Here is a 21,357-nt window from a genome sequence, read left to right on the forward strand (position 1 = left end):
ACGATGTAAATAATGTCGTTTGCGACTCTATATGTGGGTTAGGGCCCCGTCTAGACTTTCCATGACCTCGATCCAGGAACTCGCCATGACGCTGTCGACCGAACTTCGCTACCTGACCCTGGCCGTCGCCGCGACCGCCATGATGTGGATTCCTTACGTGATCGCCAGGGCCATGTCGAACGGAAGCGCAGCCGCGCTGGGTACGCCCGACCCGGCGCGGATGATCGAGACGGCTTGGGCGAAGCGATCGAGGATGGCTCATCTCAACGCGGTGGAAAATCTCGTCCTGTTCGCGCCATTGGTGTTGATTGCGGCCGTGGCGGGTATCAGCACGCCAGGCACCGCCTTCGCCGCGAAGCTGTACCTGGGTGCTCGCCTTGTGCACTACGTCGTGTACACGCTCGGCATTCCCGGCATTCGTACCTTCGCCTTTCTCGCTGGATGGGTGGCGACGGTGATGTTCGTCGTCGCCATCCTGTTCTGAGGTCAGCGGTGGCAACGCGTGGACAGGCTGTGGATAACCACGTGAAAACATGACGTCGTGCAGCCGATGGAACGACGATCAAGGATCGTTCGCCTATCGATCGATGGTCGCGAGAATCCAGTCGGCGTAGCGGTTGCCATGGATCGATCCGGCCGCCAGCGCTTCGTCGAGGATATGCATCTCACCGGCATCCAGCACGATCGACGCCGCGTCGACATTCTCTTCCAGGTACGTCCGTCGCTTGGTGCCGGGGATGGGGACGATGTCGTCGCCCTTGTGCAGAAGCCAGGCAAGGGCGATCTGTGAGGGCTTCGCCCCCTTGCTGGCGGCGATGTCGGTGACGACGCGGACGGCAGCCATGTTCGTGTCGTAGTTCGCACCCTGGTAGCGTGGGTCGATGCGTCGGGTGTCGCCATCGGGATAGTCCTCTGCACGCTTCACGCCTCCAGCCAAGAAGCCTCGTCCAAGCGGGCAGAAGGGCACCAGGCCAATGCCAAGTTCGCGTAGCACGGGGATGATCTCGGGCTCCAGGTTGCGCTCCCAAAGCGAGTACTCGCTTTGCAATGCGGAAACCGGATGCACCGCGTGCGCGCGGCGAAGCGTGGCGACCCCTACTTCGGAGAGGCCGAAGAAGCGCACCTTGCCCTGAGCGACGAGGTCACCGACGGTGCCCGCGACGTCCTCGATGGGCACGCTGCGATCGAGGCGGTGTTGGTAGAGCAGGTCGATGTGGTCGGTCTGCAGTCGCTTAAGGCAGCCATCCACGACGCGGACGATGTTTTCCGGCCGGCTGTCGAGGCCAACGATCCGGTCGCCGTCGAAGCGTGAGCCAAATTTGGTGGCGAGCACCACCTTGTCACGGCGATCCTTGAACGCCTTGCCGAGCAGGCTTTCATTGATGAATGGCCCGTAGTTCTCGGCGGTATCGAAGAAATCGCAACCCAATTCGATCGCACGATGCAGGGTGGCGATGGACTCCACGTCGTCAGCGGGTCCGTAGGACTGGCTCATGCCCATGCAGCCGAGGCCGATCGCACCCACCTCCAGGCCCTCGGTTCCAAGGCGTCGTCTGCGCAATGTCATGAAGCATTCCCGGTCAGATGAAGGAATGCGTAGTTTGAAAAAGGGCAGCCGAACGCGGAATCGTTGAGAGTCCGCATTACTTGCGTGATAGTTCGGCCATGAGCAGCGACCCGTTTTCCGACATCCTCCGTTTCGCGAAGGCCGAAACCCTCGTGACGGGAGGCTTCACGGCGGCCGGCGACTGGGCCATCCGCTTTCCCGTGCCGGAGCGGATCAAGTTTTTCGCTGTGGTGAAGGGTCATTGCTGGGTACGGATCGATGGCGAGGGCGATGCCGTGCGCTTCGACACGGGCGATGTCGGTCTGCTGACCGCACGGCGTTCCTTCGTCCTGGCCAGTGCCCCGGGCGTGCCGCCGGTGGATGCCATGAGTCTGTTTTCCGGTGCCGGCCGCGAACAGGCCACGTTGGGAGGCGGCGGCGAGTTCGCGCATATCGGAGGGCATGTGCTGCTGGATCCGATCAGCGGCAGCCTGCTGGCCGATGCGCTGCCACCGTGGATCCATGTCGGGGCATCGTCGCCGCAAGCGTCGACATTCCGTTGGTTGCTCGACTTGCTCGTGGAGGAGCGCAGTGCTCCCATGCCCGGTTCACAGCTGGCCTCGGCCCAACTGGCCCAGTTGCTTTTCATCCAGGTCCTTCGCGCCCATCTGAACACGGCGAATCTCGTCGCACCCGGCTGGCTGCGCGCGCTGGGCGATCCGCGCATCGCGCCGGCGCTGCAGTTGATGCACGGCGAGCCCACGCGTCCGTGGCATCTGGAGGAACTGGCGGCGGCGTGCGCAATGTCGCGCACCACGTTCGCACTGCATTTCCGCAAGGTGGCGGGGGTGGCGCCGCTGACCTACCTTTCGGGCTGGCGCATGCGCCTGGCCGAGCGCGCGCTGCGCGAGGAGAAGCGGCCCGTTTCCTCCATCGCCGATTCGCTGGGCTACGCCTCGGAAGGCGCGTTCAGCACGGCGTTCAAGCGCGCCACGGGGCAGTCGCCGCGTGCCTATCGTCTCGCCGCTCACGAGGCGATTCCGGAGTAGGCGTGTAGCGATGCCTCGTCATCGCTTCGCGGCACGCGACGGTGGCCGCGTGGGCTTGGGTGCGTCCAGGCCCTGCAACCCGGAGCATGCGCGCATGAGATCGATGAGCTGGCGCAGGCCGGCCGGCATCTGCCGTCGGCTGGGGTAGTACATGCATAGCGGCGGTCCTTGGGAGGCCCATGCCGGCAGGACGATCTCCAACTCGCCCCGCTCCACGTAGTGTTGCGCGATGGGTTCGAGCACATAGGCGAAGCCGACACCGTCGCGTGCGGCGTCGACCCGTGCGATCGTCTCGTTGAGGCAGACCGGCCCATTGACGTCGAGGGAGATCATCCGTTCGCCGTTACCCAGCTCCCAGCGGAACAGCGTGCCGTCACCCAGGCGCGTGCGGACGCAGGGCTTGCCGAGCAGCTCCTGCGGCGAGGTGGGGCGCCCATGTCGCTCAAGGAAATCGGGAGACGCCACCACCACCCAGTTCAGCGGCGCGGTAAGAGGAACGGACACCATGTCCTTGGGTACGCGTTCGCCGTAACGGATGCCGGCGTCATAGCCTTCGCCCACGATGTCGACGAAGCGATCATCCACGCTCACTTCGATATCGATCTGTGGATAGTCCGCGCTGAACTGCGCCAGCACGGGCCTCACCAGAAGGCGCGACGCGTCCTTTGGCACGTTGATGCGCAACGTGCCGATGGGAAAGTGCCGAAGCTTTTCCAGTTCGCTCAGCGCCTCGTCGATCGCCGCGAAGCCGCTTTCCAGGCGCTGGGTGAGCGCCGCGCCCGCCGGGGTCGCGATGAGGGCCCGGGTGGTGCGGTTGAGTAACCGCACCCCCAGGCGTTCTTCCAGCTTGCGTATGGTGTGGCTCAAGGCGGATGTCGTGAGGCCGAGTTCCCCGGCCGCCTTGCGGAAGCTTCCCCAGCGCATGATCGTCATGAACACGCGGAGGTCGGCCAGCTCGGATCGTTCGTACCTGGACATGCGTTACCTCGTCAGGCGGCTCCGGTGGCACCGTTGGCGCCGAACACCTGGCCCGTCGAGAACGACAGTCCGGGCGATGCGAGCGTTACGTAGATGGACGCCAGCTCCACCGGTTGCGCCGGGCGACCCATGGGATTGTCGGCACCCAGGCGCATCACCGTTTCCGGTGGCTGGCCGCCGCTGGATTGCAGGGGCGTCCAGGTCGCGCCGGGCGCGACGGCGTTGACGCGAATGCCGCGTGGCGCAAGCTGCTTGGCCATCGCCTTCACGAAGGCGATATTCGCCGCCTTGGTCGGTGCGTAGTCCACCAGGTTCGCGGATGGCTGGTAGGCCTGCTCGGAGCTGGTGAGGATCACGGCCGAGCCGGCACGCATATGGGGCAGGGCCGCCTTGGTGATCCAGAAGGGCGCGTAGACGTTGGTCTTCATCGTCTGGTCGAACTGCGCGGCGGTAATGTCCTGGATGTCGTCGTAGGCCTGCTGGTGTCCTGCGTTGTTGACCAGGATGTCGATGCCGCCGAGTTCAGACACGGCCCGTTCGACCAGTTGGCGGCAGAACTCCTCGGTGCGGATGTCGCCCGGAATGGCGACGCACTTTCGACCTTCCTTACGGATGAGCTCCACGACTTCGCGCGCGTCGGATTCCTCGACGGGCAGGTAATTGATCGCCACGTCGGCGCCTTCACGCGCATAGGCGATCGCCGCGGCGCGGCCGATGCCGCTGTCGCCGCCGGTCACCAGCGCCTTGCGGCCGACGAGCTTGCGCGAACCCCGATAGCTGGTTTCGCCATGGTCCGGCCGCGGCACCATCCGCGAGGCAAGGCCAGGCACCGGTTGTGGCTGGCGCACGAAGGGCGGGCGCGGATACATGTCGTACGGGTTCGTCATGTGGTCGAGCGGACCGATTTCGTCGCCGGTCGCAGCGGCAGCAGCAGCGGCGGCGGTGCCTGCCATCGCCATGGCGGCGAGGCCGGCGGTTCCGACGGCGGCGTGGCGGAGGAAGTCGCGGCGTGAAGTAGCATCGGACATGGTGATTCTCCTCAGGAGGGACGGATGTTCCGTTGCCAAGGTAGCAATGGAAAAACGCCTGAAATCACGCAGTTGTTCAACGGTTTGTTGAGTACGATTCAACAGCCTCGTTGAGTGGATGGCAAGTGTCCGATCTCATTGTTCCGTTGAGCGGGGTTCGCCGGCCTCCTGTCCTAGCATCCTTCGCATCCAAGGGTTCCAGGGTGGTTGACGTGACAAAAACGATTCGGGCGACGTTCTGGCCGATGGTGGCATGGCTACTTTGGTCGGCTTCCGCCGCGGGTGCCGTCGACAGTGCGACGACGCATCCACGCCGGTATAGCAACGCCGACTTCTACGTGGGTGGCGTGTTCCGGAAAGAAGTGGCGAAAGACGCCATCGCGGCATTGCTCGAAGCGCACGGCGACCACCTCACGCCGGCGATGCGGGAAAAACTGTGGATAAGCGACTTCGGCATGGGCGACTTTGAACACCTTGGGCTGTCGAGCATCACCTGGGTGAATCGACAGGACGAAGGTTATTACGCGATGACCATGTACCTGTTGCCGGGTCAGATGCTTCCCGAGCATCGCCACCTGCCCATCGCCGAACCGCCGGTTCGTCCCGCGAAACATGAGTCTTGGCGAGTGCTGCACGGTTGGGCGTACAACTTCTCCAGCGTCGGGCCGGCCTCGGTCTCGCTGCCTGCGACGCCGAAGCGTTTCGGACCCATCCAGAGTACCCACATGGATATCCACAGGGCGGGCGAGGTGCTCTCCCTGAGGCGGCTGGAAAGCTGGCACTTCATGATGGCCGGCCCCCAAGGCGCGATCGTCGACGAGTACGGCAATTTCCAGGATCGGCGCGGCTGGCGCAGTTCCAATCCGGCCGTTCACATCGGATCGTGACGGCGGCTATCGCCGTACATCAGGGGATACACCCGTCCGGCACCCCATGTCGAGCTGGGCCGGCGCATCGGCTATCGTTAAGGGCAGGCCGTCCACCCCGATCAGGGCGGCATGTCGTGGCCCGAGAGGGTGATGCCGCTCGGAAGTTCGTCCGTCCTGTCATGAAATACGGGATGCGCCGGTCTGCCTGACAAGATCGACGAACAGCGAAGGACGATGGATCCCCAACCTGTGGATAACTACCGGCACCGGCCGCCCGCATCGTGACGGGCGTGGGTCCCTTTCCCGTGGTGGCCGTGCTCGCCGCCATCGCGTTCTTCGTCGCATGGCTCACGGCGAAGCTGTTGGGCCGCAAGGACGGCGGGCAGGCGTCGTCGTTCATCCTGGACGCGATCTTCCTCGGCGTCGTCAGCGCCCGCATTGCTTTCGTGCTGCGCTGGTGGCGCGACTATCTCGATAGCCCGATCTCCATCATCACCATCGCCGATGGCGGCTTCCTTTGGCAGGTGGGCCTCGCGGTGGCGGCCATCTTCCTGTGGTCGCGCTCGCGGCGTACGCCGGCGACGCGCCGTCCCGCGTTCGCCGCCCTGCTGGTCGGTGTCCTCACGTGGTTCGGCCTGGACGCCGTGGTGGCACACATGCGCGAGTCCGAGCCTCCGATGCCGGCCTTCTCCGTGACCACGCTCGACGGGCAAGCGGTCGACCTGTCGTCGTTCCGCGGACGTCCCGTCGTCGTCAATGTATGGGCGACCTGGTGTCCGCCCTGCCGACGGGAGATGCCGGTATTCCGCCAGGCATCCGAAGCCTTCCCTGGCGTGGTCTTTCTCATGCTCAACCAGGGCGAGGATGTCGATACGGTGCGTGCTGTCCTCGCGCGGCAGTCGCTGGGCGCGTCCCACGTGTTGCTCGATCCCGACTCGAAAATGATGCAGGCCTTCGGCCTGAAGGCCGTGCCGGGCACGTTCTACTTCGATGCCGATGGACACCTGCTCGATTCCCATCTCGGCGAACTGACGCTACCACCGCTGCGAACCCAGTTGCGACGACTCTTTCCCTCTTCGATCACCGATACGAACAGCAAGGAACGAACATGATCCGAGTATCCCGCCGGGCGTTGGCCGCCACGGTCCTTGGCGCCCTCCTTTCCAGCCACGCCTTCGCCGCGGACACCAAGGCACCGCCGCCGGTGCTGAAGGCGCTTGAGGCCCAGGGCCTCACCCAGATCACGGAGTTCGACGCCGGCAAGGACATGCGTGGCTTCGCAGGTCTGGTCGACGACCATCCGATGGCGATCTACGTCACGGCGGACGGCAACGCCATCGTGGGTACGCGCGTCGATGCCAACGGCCGTCGCCTGGACGAGCAGAAGGTCGACGACCTGACCTTGAAGCCCATGACGACGAAGGTCATGAAGCAATTGTCCGAGGCGAAGTGGGTGGAGGAAGGAAAGAAGGACGCGCCGCGCGTGGTGTATGTCTTCACCGATCCCAATTGCCCTTACTGCCACGCATTCTGGGATGCGGCACGTCCCTGGGTGGATGGCGGCAAGGTACGTATCCGTTATCTCGTCGTGGGCGTTATCCGCGAAGACAGCCCCAACAAGGCCGCCGCGATCCTGACGGACAAGAACCCGACCGAGGCGCTGATCCGCAACGAAAAAGCCTTCAGCAAGGGCGGCATCGCCGCGCTGAAGACCATTCCCGCCGATGCGCAGAAGACCCTCGACGACAACCAGATGATGATGGTGTCGCTCGGCATCCAGGGTACGCCGGGCATCGTGTTGCAGGGCCCGGACGGCAAGCTGGTGAAGTTCGGCGGCATGCCGCGCACGGGTGGGCTGGAGAGCATCCTCGGGCCGAAGTGATATCGATCGGGCGCAAACGTGGCATGGCGCACACTCCTCTGCCTTGCCATCGTTTGCCCGCGTTTTGCCCTGTTTCCGTGCAAGGTCGTTGGCCTATACTCCGCCGCGCACGACTTCCGGGGGACGGGCATGCCGCCCGTTGACGGTATCCAACCACAAGGACGATCCATGGCTTCCATGTTCCGCAAGCAGCTCTCCATCCTGGGGATGCTGTGCTTCAGCGTGCCCGCCGCCCATGCGGCTTCCGTGCAGGTGCTCAGCGCCACGGTGAAGGATCAGGCCATCGCCGGCGCGACGGTGATCCTGCAGAAGAACGGCGCGGCTTCCGCCACCACGCAGACCGATGCCCAAGGAAAAGTAACCCTGCCGACGGGCTACACCGACGACGCAAACACGCTGCTGCTCATCAAGAAGGACGGTTACTCCACGCTGGTGGCCAAGTGCCCCTGCGATGGCCTCACCTATGCCCTCAGCCCGGTGATGAAGAACCTAGACGGCATGCGCGTCGTATTGACCTGGGGCGCGCAGCCGCAGGATCTGGATTCGCACATCTCCTATCCCGGCAACCATATCTACTGGAACAGCAAGAGCGGTATCGACGGCAAGCTGGACGTGGACGATCGCGATGGTTTCGGTCCGGAGACGATCACCCTGTCGAAGAAGCACGAAGGCGAGACCTACGTCTATTCCGTGCACGACTACTCCGACGTGAACATCCCGGACACCGATGCGCTGTCCAGGAGCGAAGCGAAGGTGTTCGTCTACGTCGGCCAGTCGCTGGTGCGCACCTATTACGTGCCCACAGGCAAGAAGGGCAATCTGTGGACCGTGTTCCGCATCACCGGCGAAGGCGAGATCCAGGACATCAACAGCATTCGCGGCGTGAACGCGAATCCGGCGACGATCGGCAGCGAGGTCGCCAGCTACACCAACGATGCCACCCGCGTGGTCGCCGAAAACCGCACGTCCGATCCAACGCGCGCCAAGGCGAAGAACGTGGCCGGTGAAAAGGCCTATCGCGAAGGTCGTCTCGACGATGCGATCAGCCTGTTCCAGGAAGCCACGGAGCTGGACGGTGCCTATGGCCAGGCCTACGGCAACCTCGGCCTGGTGTACCAGAAGGCCGGCCGCTCGGCCGAAGCCATCTGGGCCAACCGCAAGGCCCTGGCCCTGGCCTCGGGCCCCAACGCGGCCACCATCCGCGCCGGCGCGTACTACAACATCGGCCGTATCTACGAAGACGCGAACGAGCTGTCCGAAGCCCTGACCGCCTACATGGCCGCGAGGGCCGAGAAGGCCAATCCGGTCTACGACAACGCCGTCGAACGTCTCAATCCGCACCACTGACGGATCGACCACGAGGCCCCCGGCGACGGGGGCCTCTTCGTGAAGGAGCACCCGATGCGCACGTTCATCCTTACCCTCCTGCTCGCCGTCGCGAGCGCACCCGCCTTCGCCGTGGGACCGAGCGCTGTCGCGGCACCGGACCGCAGCCTGTGGCCCGATGCCATCGATGGCGAGGCGTCGTTCGACCGCGCGTCCCGCGCGGAGATGCTGGTCTTCGGCCATGAACTGGCCGCGAGCGAATCGCTCGACGACACCCAGCTACTCGAACGCCTGAAAGTGAAACAGGTCGATCGCGCGTCCGTCGACGCGGTCCGCGCCAAGTACTGGAAGCGCCTTGCCACCGGCTACGCGCTTGCCTCGGCCCACTGCGCATCCGATGAGCCATTCTGCCCGGCCGCGAAAGACGAAGCAGCGTTTCGTGCGGCCGCGACGGCCTTCACGGCGGCGAACGACACGCGTTACAACGCGTGGCATGCCAACGCCACCGTCTTTCATCGGGTCTACCTCGACGAACTGCTGCGCCTGGCTGCCTTGTTCCCGCGCATCAGCAGCGAGGTGGATACGTTTTCCGGCAATGAACTCAGCGGCAACGAACCTGCCGACCGCCACTTCCTGCTCACGTTCGATGACGGCCCGACCGTTGCCGGTGGCAACACCGACAAGACGCTGGCGATGCTTGGCGCGAACCACCTGAAGGCGACCTTCTTCCTGCTCGGTGGCAATCTCGAAACGCGCCTGAAGAAGACCGACGCCGCCGCGCTCGCCAAGGCGTACGAGGGCATGTGCGTCGCCTCGCATGGATGGGAACACAAGTCGCATAGCGCGTGGCCCGAATGGCAGGACTCCGTCACGCGTGGCAGCGCGTTGGTGAAGGACACCTTCCCGGCATCCTATGTGCCCCTGTTCCGTCCGCCGTATGGACAGCGCAAGGCCGACAGCGGCGATTTCTTCGCGGCGAAGCATCTGACCGTGGCGCTATGGAACATCGATTCGCAGGACTGGAACAGCAAGGTCGACGCCGAACAGGTGAAACAGCGTGTGCTGGCGCTCATGTTGCTGTGGCGTCATGGCGTGATTCTGTTCCATGACATCCATGCCAAGGCGCAGGTTGCCGTGCCGTGGGTGCTCGGCCAGACCCGTTCGACCGGCGTGACCTGGATGGATTGCCACGACTGGCCATCGGCGCACTGACGCCGAGGGGTTCGCCGGAACCCCTCGAGCCGAAGACGTGCAACACGCCGTCCCGAAAACATCACACAATCGAACTCCCTGGGGAGGGAGTGATCGATTGATGTACATCGTGTTGTTCGAAGAAGACCATCGTGTGGGCTTGGCGATGAAACAAGCGCTGGAGCGCATGGCGTGCACGGTCCTGTGGATAAGAAATATCTCATGCGCATTGGAGGCCTTGCGCCATCCCGACGCCGACCTCGTCGTGATGGGTGCGCCGGGCGCTGACATCATCGACCTGCTGCGTGAAGCCCGGCGCCTGGGCGTGTCGACACCGGTCCTGCTCATCTTTCCGCTGGATCGCGTGGGCGACCGGGTCGCCGCGCTCGACGCGGGCGCCGACGAATGCCTGGTGAAGCCGGTCGACCCGGACGAACTCGCGGCGCGTGTCCGTTGTCTGGCAAGGCGGTATCGCGGCATGGCCGTGAACCAGATGCAGGCCGGTACCATCCATATGGATCTGTCCCGACTCGAAGTGTCGGTCTGCGGTCGGCAGGTGATGCTCACCCGTCGCGAATTTGCAGTACTGCGTACCCTGATGGGCAAGCCGGGATGCATCGTGCAGCGCGATTCCATCGAGCGCTCGGTCTACGGTTGCGAGTCCGAGGTGGGGCCCAACGCACTGGAGGTACTGGTGCATTCACTGCGCCGCAAGCTGGGCAAGGAATCGATCCGCACCGTGCGTGGCTTCGGCTACATGGTGGGAGACTGACCCGAAGGAGACCCTAAGGTAGGGAAGCGATCCTTGGCGCATGTGTCGCCGGATGTCCCCATGATCGCTCCATCGCCGTTCCCGCCGCCTGGTCCCTCCCGGCGCGGCCATCTTCTCTGGATCCTGCCCGTCCTCGCCCTCGTCGCGTTTGGCGTGTACCGGCATGCGCGGCCTCCCGCCGTCCTCAAGCCATCGCCGACGACGGCCCTGGTACGGACGGCGCCCGCCTCGCGTCGCGACATGCCGCACTGGGTATCAGGTATCGGGACCGTGACGCCACTCAACGTGGTGGCGGTGAAGGCACGCGTGGATGGCCAGCTCGACAGGGTGGCCTTTACCGAAGGCCAGATGGTGAAGGCGGGCGACCTGTTGGCCGAGATCGATCCTCGGCCCTATCGGGCGGCCTTGGCCCAGGCGAAGGCCACGGTGTCGCGTGACGACGCACAGCGTCGCAACGCGGAACTCGACCTCCAGCGTTATCGCAAGCTGTCGTCGTTGCAGGTCGTGCCGCGCCAGCAGCTCGACGCGCAGAAGGCGCAAGCGGAATCGCTGCTCGCCTCCGTGGCGGCGGATCGTGGCGCGGCGGACGCGGCGGAACTCAACCTGTCGTTCACGCGGATCACCGCGCCGATCGCTGGGCGTGTCGCACAACGCCTTGTCGACCAGGGTGCACAGGTGCACGCGTCGGATGCCACGGGGCTGGTCACCGTCACGCAGATCGAGCCGATCACCGTCACCTTCCCGGTATCCCAGGACCTGCTCGCCGACGTGACCCGTGCCCAGGGCGACGGTGAGCTGGCGGTGCTCGCGATGACGCGCGACGGGTCGGCCACCCTGGCGAACGGACGCCTGGTCTTCATCGACAGCCAGGTATCGGCGGCGACCGGCCAGGTGCTGCTCAAAGCACAGTTCGACAACCACGACCATGCGTTGTGGCCTGGAGCGTTCGTCGCCGCGAAGCTACTGCTTTCCACGCAGGCCCAGGCGGTGACGATCCCGAGCCAGGCGTTGCAACGCGACCAGACGGGTGACTTCGTCTATGTCGTGGATGGCGATGGCCGTGTGACATCGCGACGTGTTCATGCTGGCTGGCAATCCGATGGTTACACCGCCGTCGACGAGGGCGTGCAGGCCGGGGAGCGCGTCGTCGTGGAGGGACAGACCGATCTGCAACCGGGCATGCACGTCACCGAGCGACCGGCCACCCGGGCATGAATATCTCGACGCCCTTCATCCGCCGCCGCATCGGCACACTGCTGCTGGCGGCCGGGTGCCTGCTGCTTGGTGCGATTACCTATCGGCTGCTGCCCGTGGCGCCGCTGCCGCAGGTGGACTTTCCTACCATCCAGATCAGCGCAGAGCTACCTGGCGCCAGCGCCGACACCATGGCCTCGTCGGTCGCGACACCATTGGAGCGTTCGCTTTCCGACGTGCCAGGCGTGACGGAGATGACCTCGTCCAGTTCGCTGGGGCGCACGCAGATCGTGCTCCAGTTCGACCTGTCACGGGATATCGACGGTGCGGCGCAGGACGTCCAGACGGCGATCAATGCGGCGGGCGGCCTGCTACCCAAGAACCTGCCGAACCCGCCGACGTACTACAAGGTGAATCCCGCGGACTTCACCATCATGTCCATCGCGCTCACCTCGCCGACGCTGCCGCTCACCGAGCTGGATCGCTACATGGAGGAGCGCCTGGCGGCGCAGGTGTCGCAGATGAAGGGCGTGGGCCTGGTCGATTACCACGGCCAGCAACGACCGGCCGTACGGCTCCAGTTGGATCCCGACAAGGTCGCGGCGCTGGGCCTCGGCCTGGATGACATCCGTGGGGCGGTGGCGACGCAGACCGTGGATGCACCCAAAGGCACGCTGGACGGTCCGCACCAGGCGATCACGCTGGCCTCCACCGACCAGTTGCTCGATCCGGCGGCCTATCGCAACCTCGTCATCGCCTATCGTGATGGCGCGCCGATACGCGTCGCCGATACCGGTACCGTGGTGGAGGCCTCCGAGGACGTGCGCAGCGCGGCATGGCTGCAAGGCGAGCGCGCGATCATCATGGATATCCACAAGCAGCCCGGCTACAACGTCGTGGACACCATCGCGGCGATCAAGGCGCGGCTGCCTCAGCTGGCGGCTGCTTTGCCACCGTCCGTGCACGTGCAGGTGGTCGGCGACCGCACGCAGACGATCAGCGCATCGGTCGACGATGTGCAGTACACGATGATCGCCACCATCCTCCTGGTCGTGGCTGTGATCGCGGCGTTCCTGCGCAACCTGTGGGCGACGCTGATTCCCGCGTTCACCATCCCGCTGTCGCTGGTGACGACGTTCGCCGTCATGTACCTGTTCGGCTACAGCCTCGACAACCTGTCGCTGATGGGACTGACCATCGCCGTCGGCTTCGTCGTGGACGATGCCATCGTCGTCATCGAGAACATCGTCAGGCACAGGGAGATGGGCAAGGAGCCGCTGGCCGCGGCGATCGAAGGCACGCGGGAAGTGGCGTTCACCATCGTCTCGATGACCCTGTCGCTCATCGCCGTGTTCATCCCCATCCTCTTCATGAGCGGCATCGTCGGCCGGTTGTTCCGCGAGTTCGCGGTGACGATCAGTGTGACGGTGCTGATCTCCGGCGTGATGTCGCTCACGGTGACGCCTATGCTTTGCGCGTGGCTGGTACGGCCGGACCACGATCGCCCGCACGGCCGGGTCTACATGGCGCTGGAGCGCTTCTTCGACGCGTTGGGCCGGTCATATGCCCATTCGCTCGACGTGGCGTTGAACCATCGCAAGGCCGTGCTGCTGTCCCTGCTGGGCACGGTGGGCCTCACCGGGCTTCTCTTCGTGCAGATACCCAAGGGATTCTTCCCGCAGGAAGACGCCGGCCTGATCATCGGTACCGCCCAGGCCTCGTCGAGCATCTCCTACGACGCAATGTCCCGCCACATCCAGCAGCTTGGCGAGATCGTCCGGCGGAACCCCAACGTGGCCAACGTGTATTTCTGGATCGGCCCCAATCCGACTCTGAGCCAGGGCCGCATGATGATCAACCTCAAGGACTTCGGTTCGGGCCGCGACGACGCAGCCACGGTGCTGGACCAGCTCAAGGCGGCTACCGCATCGGTCGAGGGCATCCGCCTCAAGATGCAGGTACGCCAGGACATCCAGATCGGCGGCCGTTCCAGTGCCGCGCAGTACCAGTACACGTTGCAATCCACCGACCTTGCCGCGCTCGACAAGGCGGCCACCGACCTGATGGCCGAGTTTCGCCGGATGCCGCAGTTGCGCGATCTCGACTCCGACCAGCAGCCGGCGTCGAAGACGGCGACGATCGACATCCATCGCGATACCGCCTCGCGGCTTGGCGTTACCGTGCAGGCGATCGACGACGTGCTCTACGACGCCTTCGGCCAGCGCCAGATCGCCACGCTGTTCACGCAAAACAACCAGTACCACGTAGTGATGGAAGTCTCGCCCCGGTTCCAGCTGGACACGGAGGCGCTGTCGCATCTCTACGTGCGCTCGTCGACAGGCAACCTTGTGCCACTGAACGGGCTGGCAAGCGTCGTGGACGGCGTCGCCCCCATCACGGTCAACCACCAGGGCCTGTTCCCGTCGATCACCTTGTCCTTCAACCTGTCCGCCGGCACGTCGCTCAGCGATGCGGTTGCTGCCGTCGATGCGGCCACGCGCCGGATCGGCATGCCGGCCTCCGTCACCGGCGCATTTGCCGGTACGGCTCAGGCCTTCCAGGATTCGCTGGCCAGCCAGCCCTGGCTGATCCTGGCGGCCATCGCCGTGATCTACATCGTGCTCGGCGTGTTGTACGAGAGCGCCGTGCATCCGCTGACGATCATCTCCACCTTGCCTTCGGCGGGCCTCGGCGCGCTGCTGGCGCTGGAACTGGCGGGCGAGGACCTCTCGGTGATGGGCCTGGTCGGCATCCTGCTGCTGATCGGCATCGTCAAGAAGAACGCGATCATGATGGTCGACTTCGCGATCGAACGGGAACGGCATGGGGCGACACCGTTCGAAGCGATACGCGAGGCCTGCGCGCTGCGCTTCCGCCCGATCCTGATGACGACCATGGCGGCGCTCTTGGGTGCGATTCCGCTGGCCTTAGGCCATGGCGCGGGTGCCGAGCTTCGCGTGCCGCTGGGCGTCGCGATCTGCGGCGGCCTCGTGGTATCGCAGTTGTTGACGCTCTACACCACGCCGGTCATCTATCTCGCCTTCGACCGCTTCGCCAAGCGCGAGCCGGGCGTGCTGGCGCTGGAGCCGACGATGGGAGGCTGACGCTCCTCCTCGCGCTCGTCGACCACAGCCGATACGGCGTCGCGCAGCCATGCGCCCGCGCGGTCGCGGTGCGTGCGGGCGTGCCAGATCATCGACAGGGTGAATCCCGGCAAATCCAGCGGTACGTCGCGCACGGCAAGGGACAGTGGCCCCGCCATGCGTCGGGCCAGCCGTGCCGGCAGCACGGCCACCACGTCACTTTCGGCCACCACCATGGGCGCGGTGAGGAACTGCGGCAAGCGCACGACGATGCGCCGGGCGAGCCCCTGTCGCGCCAGCATGTCGTCGACCAAGCCGGGCCCATCGCCCGTGATCGTGGTGGCTACATGAGATAGCGACAGGAAGGTGTCGCGGGTCCAGGGATGGTCCAGCGCGGGATGATCGTGGCGCAGCACGCAGACAAGCGTTTCCTCGTACAACGCGCGTCGATGCATGTTCGCGGGAAGCCTGTCGGCATCGAAGCGGCCGATCGCGACGTCCGCATCGCCGCGCGCCACGAGGTCCACGTTGTCGCCTCGTGCAGGAAGCACGTCGACGCCGACCAGCGGCGCGAGTCGCGCCAGTCGCGTCACCAGTCCCGGCACGACCAGGGTGGACAGGTGGTCCATGCTGGCGAGGGTGAACCGGCCCTGCAGGGTGGCCGGATCGAAGTCCTCCGGCGCGACGATATCTCGCACCCCGGACAACAGGCGTTCCAGGGGCTCGGCCAGGGCGAGGGCCCGCGGCGTGAGTTCCTGGCCGTGCGTCGTGCGCACCAGCAAGGGGTCGCCAAGCAGCGTGCGCAACCGGGCCAGCGCGCGGCTGGCGGCGGGCTGGCTGAGGCCCAGCCGCTGGCCAGCGCGCGTCACACCGCCCTCTTTAAGCAGCGCGTCGAGTAGCTTCAGCAGATTGAGGTCGATTGAGGCGAAATCCACCGGGTGCATGTCGGTTATGTCTTTGCCGCATTTGGGGCGTCGTGACGTGGACACCATTCTAGGTGCGTCGCCCGCTTCGGGCATGCCATCGGAAAAGAACATGTATGTCGTTACGGGTGTGACCGGCCGCACGGGCCGGGTCGTCGCCGATCGCCTGCTCGAACGCGGCGAAGCGGTGCGCGTGGTGCTGCGGGATGCGGGCAAGGCACAGGCCTGGCGGGAGCGCGGTGCCGAGGTCGCGGTGGCCGACCTGGCCGATATGTCGGCGATGACCGCCGCGTTCAGCGGAGCCACGGGGGCCTACTTGGTCAAGCCTCCCGGCTACGACCGGGAGGATCTCTTCGAACACGCCCAGGCCACGACCGACGCGGTGGCGGAAGCCGTGCGTCGCGCCGAAGTACCGAAGCTGGTGCTCCTGTCGTCGATCGGCGCCGATCGCGAGAGCGGTGTCGGCGTCATCGCGACCAACCGCCTGGCCGAACAACGGCTTTCGACGCTGGGTATTCCCGTCACCTTTCTTCGCGCCGCGTACTTCATGGAGAACTGGGCACGCGTGATCGAACCCGCCAGGGCAGACGGCGTGCTGCCCAGCCTGTTGTCACCGACGGACCGCGCCATACCCATGGTCGCCACGGAGGATATCGGCGCTAGCGCGGCCGACATCATCGGTCAGTCGTGGGAGGGTATCCGTATCGTCGATCTCGACGGTCCGCGTGCGTACTCGCCCGACGATATCGCGGAAGCGTTTGCCAAGGCGCTGGGACGTTCGGTGTCCGCCGTGGCGATCGACGAGGCGCAATGGGCTGGCGTTCTGGCGCGTCATCCGTTTTCCCGTACCGCCATCGAGGGTTTCATCACGATGAATCGTGCGCTCAACAACGGACATATCGCCTTTGCCGATGCGACGACCGAACACGTGCGTGGGCGGCGCACCATCGACGACGTCATCGGTGGCTTGCTGGTCACGCAGTGACCATGTGGATGTCCTTGTGGATATCTATGCAGTTATCCACAAGGAAAACCACAGACTCATCGGGTGGCGCGTATCTCGTTGGCGAAGCGTCGACAGTGTTCCAGGTAGCCGCCTTCGTGCGCCTGCACCAGTTCGACCACGCTGCGCCATAACCATGACGGCGCGTCGATGCTCTTGGGCCGGTTGCGCGCAAGCTCACCGAGCCAACGCTTGCGGTCAGGCCACGAGAGCTGGCTTGCATGGGCGCGTCCCACGACGTTGCCGAGGTAGTGGGCGACATCCATGGCCTCGGTTTCGTCGAGGCGTTCCAGATCGATCTTGAGGTCCTGGGGGCGCAGTTCGCGCACGAAGACAGTGCGGCCGCGGATACGGCCGGTCATCATGCGTTCGCCGAGGTTGGGGGCGAGATGGAGCGCGCCCTGCTTCACGCGCTCGGCATTGTCGCGCGGCATGCTGGCATCCGACGCATGCGGCGCGGCCGCCTTCAGGGCCTCCTTCACGTCGACCAGGCACAACTCGTCGGCCGTACCCTTGGCGGATAGGCGTACCAGCAGCGCGTAACGGAGATGGCCGAGCGAGCTGCATCCCTTTACCCAGTACTTGGCGTCGAGCAATTCGATCTTCGCGTCATCGTCGCGGTGGACCAGGTGCGTGACCAGGGCGCGCATGCCATCGGTGGCGGTGAGCGATTCGAGTTCGTCGCGCTCCTCCGCGGTGACCGGCCAGAAGCGCTTTCCCTCGGGAATGTCCGGACGGATGCCCTGGATACGTTCGCGCGCGAGATGCTTCCAGCGCCGCTTGAGTGCCGCCTTCATCACCAGCCGGATCGTGCCGGGCCGCTCGACGACGCGATAAAGCTTGCGCCCGCCACCCATGCCGCGTTCGTAGCCGGCGATAAGGCGCTCGACCATGCTTGCGGTCACCACGCCCGGAAGGTCGGAGCCGCGTGCCGCGGTGGCCAGCGACACCGCCAGGCGCACGATGTCGTGGGCAGGATTGCCGATCACCGCCTGGTCGAGGTCGCGTATCTGGATATCGATGCCACCTTCGCGATCGGCCACGGGACCGATGTTGCTCACGTGGCAGTCGCCACATATCCACAGGTCCGGTCCGGCGGGTAGCGTGCGGTTGGCGCCTTCCAGCCACTCGTAGAACTGCTGCGTGTTGCCCCTGACGAAGGCATGCGCCGAACGGGCCATCTTGAGATTGCGCAGGGCGGTGAGGTGGGGTTCCCGGCTATCCGGGGTCACGGTGGCTCGTCTGGACATGGCTTCGCAAATTCCTTCACGCGATTCGATATGACAGCTCCATGTCAGCGTGGCGCCGGCTCGGTGAAGCGGACGCGAGGCCCGTGGATGAATCTGTGGATATGTGACGACTTATCCACAAACTTATGCGCGACGATGCCTTTGGCGCACGCCATCGGAGATGGCGTGCCACATGACTGTCGCAAAGCGTGCGACGGTAAGAGGGGCGATCAGCGCATGGGTGTCGCTTGCGTCACCTCGGGTTGTATGGCCGGTTCGAGAGGCTTTGCCTGCTCGGCCTGGCGCCACTGCGCGTTGCTCTGTTCAACGGGTGTCTGGACCGCCGTGCCGGTATCCACCACGGCGATGCGCTTGTGCGGCGAATCCAACTCACCCTGCACGGCATAGGCCTGTTTGCCATCGCCGGACAGCACGACGTGGTCGATGCGATCCAGGCCATCGCGTCGACCGGCGGCCGCCAGCGCGGCGGTCAGCCGTTCGCTGGACACATCGGGTGTCCGGCCCATCGTCGCGTCGAGCTGGCGTACGCCGGCCCGCGCCTGTTCGTAGCGTGCGTCGTCGGTATGCGAGCGATCGCCAAGGCCGAGCGACGCCTCCGTGGCCAACGCGGGCGCCCGGTAGAACTCGTCCATGACCTCGGCACGGCGTCCTTCGGGCATCGATGCCAGCTGCCTGGCCATGGCCGCGGATGGCTGGATCTCGAGCGTGCCGGGAAGGGGGGGCTTGGGCGCCGTCATGCCCACGTCCAGCTTTGTGAGGTTCGCGGCGAGGAACTTGCCGTCCTGCATCTGCATGGCATCGAAGACTTCGCGAGGATTTTTTGCCGTCGCCATGGCGGCCATGGCCATCATGTCCGCCGAGCCACCGTACTCCTTGCCGGCGTCCAGGTCGCGCAACATACCGGGCTGGCCGTGATGCTCGATGTAGTCCCGGGCTCGCTGGCGCATCTGCATGAGCTGTTCGCCGGTGAACTTCATCTCGACGGGCTGGCCGTCTTCCAGGCCGCGCGTGCCGGCGGTGCCACCGAAGGCGGTGCGCAGTGCGCCCGCCTGGTGGACGTCCATATGGGGGAGCGTGATGGAGAAATACTTCCCCTTGCTCATGTCGGGCTGGTGGTCGTCACCCAGGGGGAAGGTGGAGCGGGCCGAGATCGCACCGGGCACGTCGTAGTGGAAGGTGATCTCCGAACGGTCCTTGTCGTGGACCAGTTCATAGGAAGTATCCACATGCTTGCCGATGTCCGTCTCACCGACGCCCTTCAGCCCTGCGCGTGGCTGCGTGTCGATGCCGAGTTTCTGGGTGGTGGACACCCCCGAAACGCCTTGACCGTCGCGTTGGGGCAGCGCCTGGCCGGCCAATACCTGCCCATAGGCTTCTTGTCCCTCGCGCGTGGACAGGTCGAACTCGGCGGTCGTCGTCGTGGCGAGGGTCATCTTGCCGTCGCGGCCGAGCTGCGGGGAAAGCTTGCCCAGCTCGGGGCCGATACGCGAGGTATCGTCCACGCGGTCGTTCTGCGTGACGGCGACCCGAACGGTATGGTCGCCCGTCTTTTCGATGCGCATCGTCACGCCGTCGTCATGCTTGCGGTCGCCGTGGACGCCCACGTTGCCGACCGCCTTGCCGAACGTGATGCCGGAGGTTTCGTTGTCGTAGCGTGTGGAGTCGTAGCTGATCACCGTGCCGGTGGGCAGCGTCGTCGGATCGTAGGGATTGATCGCCTTCGCATCGACCTTGTAAGGCGCAGGGACCGTGACCTCGTAGGTCGCTCTTTCGCCATGCTCGAACTTGCCGGAGTAACCGTACCCGGCCGCGCCGATGCCGCCCTTTATCCAGTCGCCGACCTCGTGGCCGACCACGATGTGGGTACCCGTGCCATCGTAGGTCTCGCTGGCCTGGCTTGCCGTCGTGTGGCCCGCGCCACCATCGAGCGAGACGGGACCGAGGCTGGCCTTGGCGGAGCCTTCGAGACGCGTGTTGTCCGAATACGTGTAGCCGCCGTTGGACTCGACGCGAAGATGAGCCTCGCCCTCCGCGGTGAGCGTGGCGCTCGCGTCCTTGGTTTTCAGCTCGCTGTCGAGCTTTGCCTTCGCGTCGATGCCGAAGGCGGGGGTGGTGTCGTTCGATGCCATGCGAAAAGGTCCTTTCGAATGGAGCGACCTCCCCACAGGCCGTTCCTGCCGTTGACGGAACCTCGTGATTATCGCAAAGAAAACCCGTTACGGGAAGGTCTTTTCGCTGAACGGCGGATCGCCTCTCGCCGATCGATCAGCAGCGGATCAGCGTGATCGGACGATCGAGATCACGTGGTGGTGTCATCACCGATGCCGGCGGTGCGCCTACCGTCCGGGTGAAGTCGTCGATCATGTGCGACTGGTCGAAGTATCCGCCCTCCTGGGCGACGTCGATCCAGCGCTCGCCGTCACGTCGGCTCGTGAACAGCGTTTCCATGCGAGCGAGTCGTGCGAATCGCTTGATACCCATGCCCGTGCCCGCGAGGAAACGCCGTGCGAGGGTTCGCTCGCTGACGGACAGGGCGGTTGCAAGGGTGGATACGCGAAGCGACGGCTCCTTTCCAAGGCGATCGCACGCCTCTGCCGCCAGGGGATCGATGGGGCGACGAAGGGGCAGGCGGGCCAGGAAATCCACGACCAGCCGGTAGCGGGACAGGGCGTCGGGCGCCTCGGCCAGCCGCGCCGCGAGCCGTTCCGTATCGGTGCGGGGCAAAGCGAGGGCGATATCGAGCTTGGTGTCCCCGCACGCGTCGCCGGCATCGCCCAACAGCGCGATCCCCGCGCAGGGTTTCAGGCGCACGCCGATCGCGCCAAGCGCATCGTGCGGCCGAATCGCCACGTAGCCGCTGCGAATATGGGTAACCACGGGTACGTCGTAGGCCTGCTCGAGCGCCTTGTCACCGAACCGACGGGATGACGCGGGGGCGGCACGGAAAGGAAAGACGAGATAAGGACAGGTTCCCGGCAGCAGGCGAATCTCGATCTGGCGGGCCACCTCGCCGTCGGCGATGTTCCACTCGCCGATGCTGTCGATCCAGTCGATCGGCGGATGCGCGCGGCGGGATGCGAGTCCGGTCGAGTCGGTAGGAAGGGGGTGCCCGAGCATGAGAGGGGCGCAGGCATGACGGGAAGCGTTCACGGAAGGCATGGAGCCACGGTGTGCCGGACGACGCGAAGGCATCGATTGTCCGATTTTTCCAAGCCCCGGCGAATGGACGTTTCTAGCATCGCGATGACTATCCACGCTACGGA

General features: G+C 65.2%; 18 protein-coding genes. 11 read left to right on the forward strand and 7 right to left on the reverse strand.

The genetic code is table 11. The features are described from left to right. Positions 1 to 61 precede the first annotated feature (61 nt). The gene (locus GAK28_RS19140) at positions 62 to 484 is read left to right on the forward strand and encodes an MAPEG family protein (RefSeq protein WP_291783105.1); all 423 of its coding nucleotides are present in this window, start codon (positions 62 to 64) and stop codon (positions 482 to 484) included. A 93-nt stretch (positions 485 to 577) separates the two neighbouring features. On the opposite strand, the gene GAK28_RS19145 is transcribed toward GAK28_RS19140, so the two are convergent. Further along, positions 578 to 1,561, reverse strand: a complete 984-nt coding sequence (locus tag GAK28_RS19145) for an aldo/keto reductase (protein ID WP_291783263.1) — start codon at positions 1,559 to 1,561, stop codon at positions 578 to 580. Positions 1,562 to 1,665: 104 nt separating this feature from the next. Between GAK28_RS19145 and GAK28_RS19150 the strand changes: the two genes are divergently transcribed. After that, positions 1,666 to 2,595 carry an AraC family transcriptional regulator gene (locus GAK28_RS19150; protein ID WP_291783107.1) on the forward strand — a complete coding sequence of 310 codons (930 nt, stop codon included), beginning with the start codon at positions 1,666 to 1,668 and terminating at the stop codon, positions 2,593 to 2,595. 18 nt (positions 2,596 to 2,613) lie between these two features. Here the strand turns inward: GAK28_RS19150 and GAK28_RS19155 are convergent, their stop codons facing one another. Together GAK28_RS19155 and GAK28_RS19160 are read right to left on the reverse strand one after the other, a co-directional pair. Beyond that, positions 2,614 to 3,573 carry a LysR family transcriptional regulator gene (locus tag GAK28_RS19155; RefSeq protein ID WP_291783109.1) on the reverse strand — a complete coding sequence of 320 codons (960 nt, stop codon included), beginning with the start codon at positions 3,571 to 3,573 and terminating at the stop codon, positions 2,614 to 2,616. Positions 3,574 to 3,584: 11 nt separating this feature from the next. Beyond that, positions 3,585 to 4,442: an SDR family oxidoreductase gene (locus GAK28_RS19160; protein ID WP_291783266.1), complete on the reverse strand. Its 858-nt coding sequence runs from the start codon at positions 4,440 to 4,442 to the stop codon at positions 3,585 to 3,587. Positions 4,443 to 4,813: 371 nt separating this feature from the next. On the opposite strand from GAK28_RS19160, the gene GAK28_RS19165 reads away from it, so the two are divergent. The 8 genes from GAK28_RS19165 to GAK28_RS19200 all read left to right on the forward strand — a co-directional run bounded on the left by GAK28_RS19165 (position 4,814) and on the right by GAK28_RS19200 (position 14,939). After that, positions 4,814 to 5,488, forward strand: coding sequence for a hypothetical protein (locus GAK28_RS19165; protein WP_291783111.1), 675 nt, complete (start codon positions 4,814 to 4,816; stop codon positions 5,486 to 5,488). 272 nt (positions 5,489 to 5,760) lie between these two features. Next, positions 5,761 to 6,582: a TlpA disulfide reductase family protein gene (locus GAK28_RS19170; protein ID WP_291783115.1), complete on the forward strand. Its 822-nt coding sequence runs from the start codon at positions 5,761 to 5,763 to the stop codon at positions 6,580 to 6,582. Then, the gene (gene dsbG, locus GAK28_RS19175; RefSeq protein ID WP_291783117.1) at positions 6,579 to 7,352 is read left to right on the forward strand and encodes a thiol:disulfide interchange protein DsbG; all 774 of its coding nucleotides are present in this window, start codon (positions 6,579 to 6,581) and stop codon (positions 7,350 to 7,352) included. The genes GAK28_RS19170 and dsbG overlap by 4 nt, the downstream gene beginning before the upstream one ends. Positions 7,353 to 7,520: 168 nt before the next feature. Continuing rightward, positions 7,521 to 8,699 carry a hypothetical protein gene (locus GAK28_RS19180; protein ID WP_291783119.1) on the forward strand — a complete coding sequence of 393 codons (1,179 nt, stop codon included), beginning with the start codon at positions 7,521 to 7,523 and terminating at the stop codon, positions 8,697 to 8,699. 54 nt (positions 8,700 to 8,753) lie between these two features. Beyond that, a complete protein-coding gene (locus GAK28_RS19185) occupies positions 8,754 to 9,890 on the forward strand; it encodes a polysaccharide deacetylase family protein (RefSeq protein WP_291783121.1) in 1,137 nt (378 codons plus the stop codon). A gap of 100 nt (positions 9,891 to 9,990) precedes the next feature. Beyond that, positions 9,991 to 10,641 carry a winged helix-turn-helix domain-containing protein gene (locus GAK28_RS19190; protein WP_291783125.1) on the forward strand — a complete coding sequence of 217 codons (651 nt, stop codon included), beginning with the start codon at positions 9,991 to 9,993 and terminating at the stop codon, positions 10,639 to 10,641. Between the two features lie 60 nt (positions 10,642 to 10,701). After that, positions 10,702 to 11,856, forward strand: a complete 1,155-nt coding sequence (locus tag GAK28_RS19195) for an efflux RND transporter periplasmic adaptor subunit (RefSeq protein ID WP_291783127.1) — start codon at positions 10,702 to 10,704, stop codon at positions 11,854 to 11,856. Next, positions 11,853 to 14,939 (forward strand): efflux RND transporter permease subunit, encoded by a 3,087-nt coding sequence (locus GAK28_RS19200; RefSeq protein WP_291783129.1) that lies wholly within the window; start codon positions 11,853 to 11,855, stop codon positions 14,937 to 14,939. Before GAK28_RS19195 ends, GAK28_RS19200 begins: the two co-directional genes overlap by 4 nt. Here the strand turns inward: GAK28_RS19200 and GAK28_RS19205 are convergent. Continuing rightward, on the reverse strand, positions 14,867 to 15,862 hold the full coding sequence (locus GAK28_RS19205; protein ID WP_291783131.1) for a LysR family transcriptional regulator: 996 nt from the start codon (positions 15,860 to 15,862) through the stop codon (positions 14,867 to 14,869). The genes GAK28_RS19200 and GAK28_RS19205 overlap by 73 nt on opposite strands. 91 nt (positions 15,863 to 15,953) lie before the next feature. Here GAK28_RS19205 and GAK28_RS19210 point away from each other — a divergent pair, with 91 nt between their 5' ends. Continuing rightward, positions 15,954 to 16,826, forward strand: coding sequence for an NmrA family NAD(P)-binding protein (locus GAK28_RS19210; protein ID WP_291783134.1), 873 nt, complete (start codon positions 15,954 to 15,956; stop codon positions 16,824 to 16,826). A 56-nt stretch (positions 16,827 to 16,882) separates the two neighbouring features. On the opposite strand, the gene GAK28_RS19215 is transcribed toward GAK28_RS19210, so the two are convergent. From GAK28_RS19215 to GAK28_RS19225, 3 genes are all read right to left on the reverse strand, one after another. Continuing rightward, positions 16,883 to 18,094 carry a DUF2252 family protein gene (locus tag GAK28_RS19215; protein ID WP_291783138.1) on the reverse strand — a complete coding sequence of 404 codons (1,212 nt, stop codon included), beginning with the start codon at positions 18,092 to 18,094 and terminating at the stop codon, positions 16,883 to 16,885. A gap of 209 nt (positions 18,095 to 18,303) precedes the next feature. Continuing rightward, the gene (locus GAK28_RS19220; protein ID WP_291783140.1) at positions 18,304 to 20,223 is read right to left on the reverse strand and encodes an XVIPCD domain-containing protein; all 1,920 of its coding nucleotides are present in this window, start codon (positions 20,221 to 20,223) and stop codon (positions 18,304 to 18,306) included. Positions 20,224 to 20,359: 136 nt separating this feature from the next. Next, positions 20,360 to 21,253 carry an AraC family transcriptional regulator gene (locus tag GAK28_RS19225; protein WP_291783143.1) on the reverse strand — a complete coding sequence of 298 codons (894 nt, stop codon included), beginning with the start codon at positions 21,251 to 21,253 and terminating at the stop codon, positions 20,360 to 20,362. Positions 21,254 to 21,357 lie beyond the last annotated feature (104 nt).

The organism is Luteibacter sp. (assembly GCF_009912395.1).
Taxonomy (GTDB): Bacteria; Pseudomonadota; Gammaproteobacteria; order Xanthomonadales; family Rhodanobacteraceae; genus Luteibacter.

Excerpts from the sequence above, each read along its gene's own strand:
- GAK28_RS19140 (WP_291783105.1), top strand. The coding sequence starts at position 62 with ATGACCTCGATCCAGGAACTCGCCATGACGCTGTCGACCGAACTTCGC.
- GAK28_RS19150 (WP_291783107.1), top strand. The coding sequence starts at position 1,666 with ATGAGCAGCGACCCGTTTTCCGACATCCTCCGTTTCGCGAAGGCCGAA.
- GAK28_RS19155 (WP_291783109.1), bottom strand. The coding sequence starts at position 3,573 with ATGTCCAGGTACGAACGATCCGAGCTGGCCGACCTCCGCGTGTTCATG.
- GAK28_RS19160 (WP_291783266.1), bottom strand. The coding sequence starts at position 4,442 with ATGTATCCGCGCCCGCCCTTCGTGCGCCAGCCACAACCGGTGCCTGGC.
- dsbG (WP_291783117.1), top strand. The coding sequence starts at position 6,579 with ATGATCCGAGTATCCCGCCGGGCGTTGGCCGCCACGGTCCTTGGCGCC.
- GAK28_RS19180 (WP_291783119.1), top strand. The coding sequence starts at position 7,521 with ATGGCTTCCATGTTCCGCAAGCAGCTCTCCATCCTGGGGATGCTGTGC.
- GAK28_RS19185 (WP_291783121.1), top strand. The coding sequence starts at position 8,754 with ATGCGCACGTTCATCCTTACCCTCCTGCTCGCCGTCGCGAGCGCACCC.
- GAK28_RS19190 (WP_291783125.1), top strand. The coding sequence starts at position 9,991 with ATGTACATCGTGTTGTTCGAAGAAGACCATCGTGTGGGCTTGGCGATG.
- GAK28_RS19195 (WP_291783127.1), top strand. The coding sequence starts at position 10,702 with ATGATCGCTCCATCGCCGTTCCCGCCGCCTGGTCCCTCCCGGCGCGGC.
- GAK28_RS19200 (WP_291783129.1), top strand. The coding sequence starts at position 11,853 with ATGAATATCTCGACGCCCTTCATCCGCCGCCGCATCGGCACACTGCTG.
- GAK28_RS19205 (WP_291783131.1), bottom strand. The coding sequence starts at position 15,862 with ATGCACCCGGTGGATTTCGCCTCAATCGACCTCAATCTGCTGAAGCTA.
- GAK28_RS19210 (WP_291783134.1), top strand. The coding sequence starts at position 15,954 with ATGTATGTCGTTACGGGTGTGACCGGCCGCACGGGCCGGGTCGTCGCC.
- GAK28_RS19215 (WP_291783138.1), bottom strand. The coding sequence starts at position 18,094 with ATGTCCAGACGAGCCACCGTGACCCCGGATAGCCGGGAACCCCACCTC.
- GAK28_RS19220 (WP_291783140.1), bottom strand. The coding sequence starts at position 20,223 with ATGGCATCGAACGACACCACCCCCGCCTTCGGCATCGACGCGAAGGCA.
- GAK28_RS19225 (WP_291783143.1), bottom strand. The coding sequence starts at position 21,253 with ATGCCTTCCGTGAACGCTTCCCGTCATGCCTGCGCCCCTCTCATGCTC.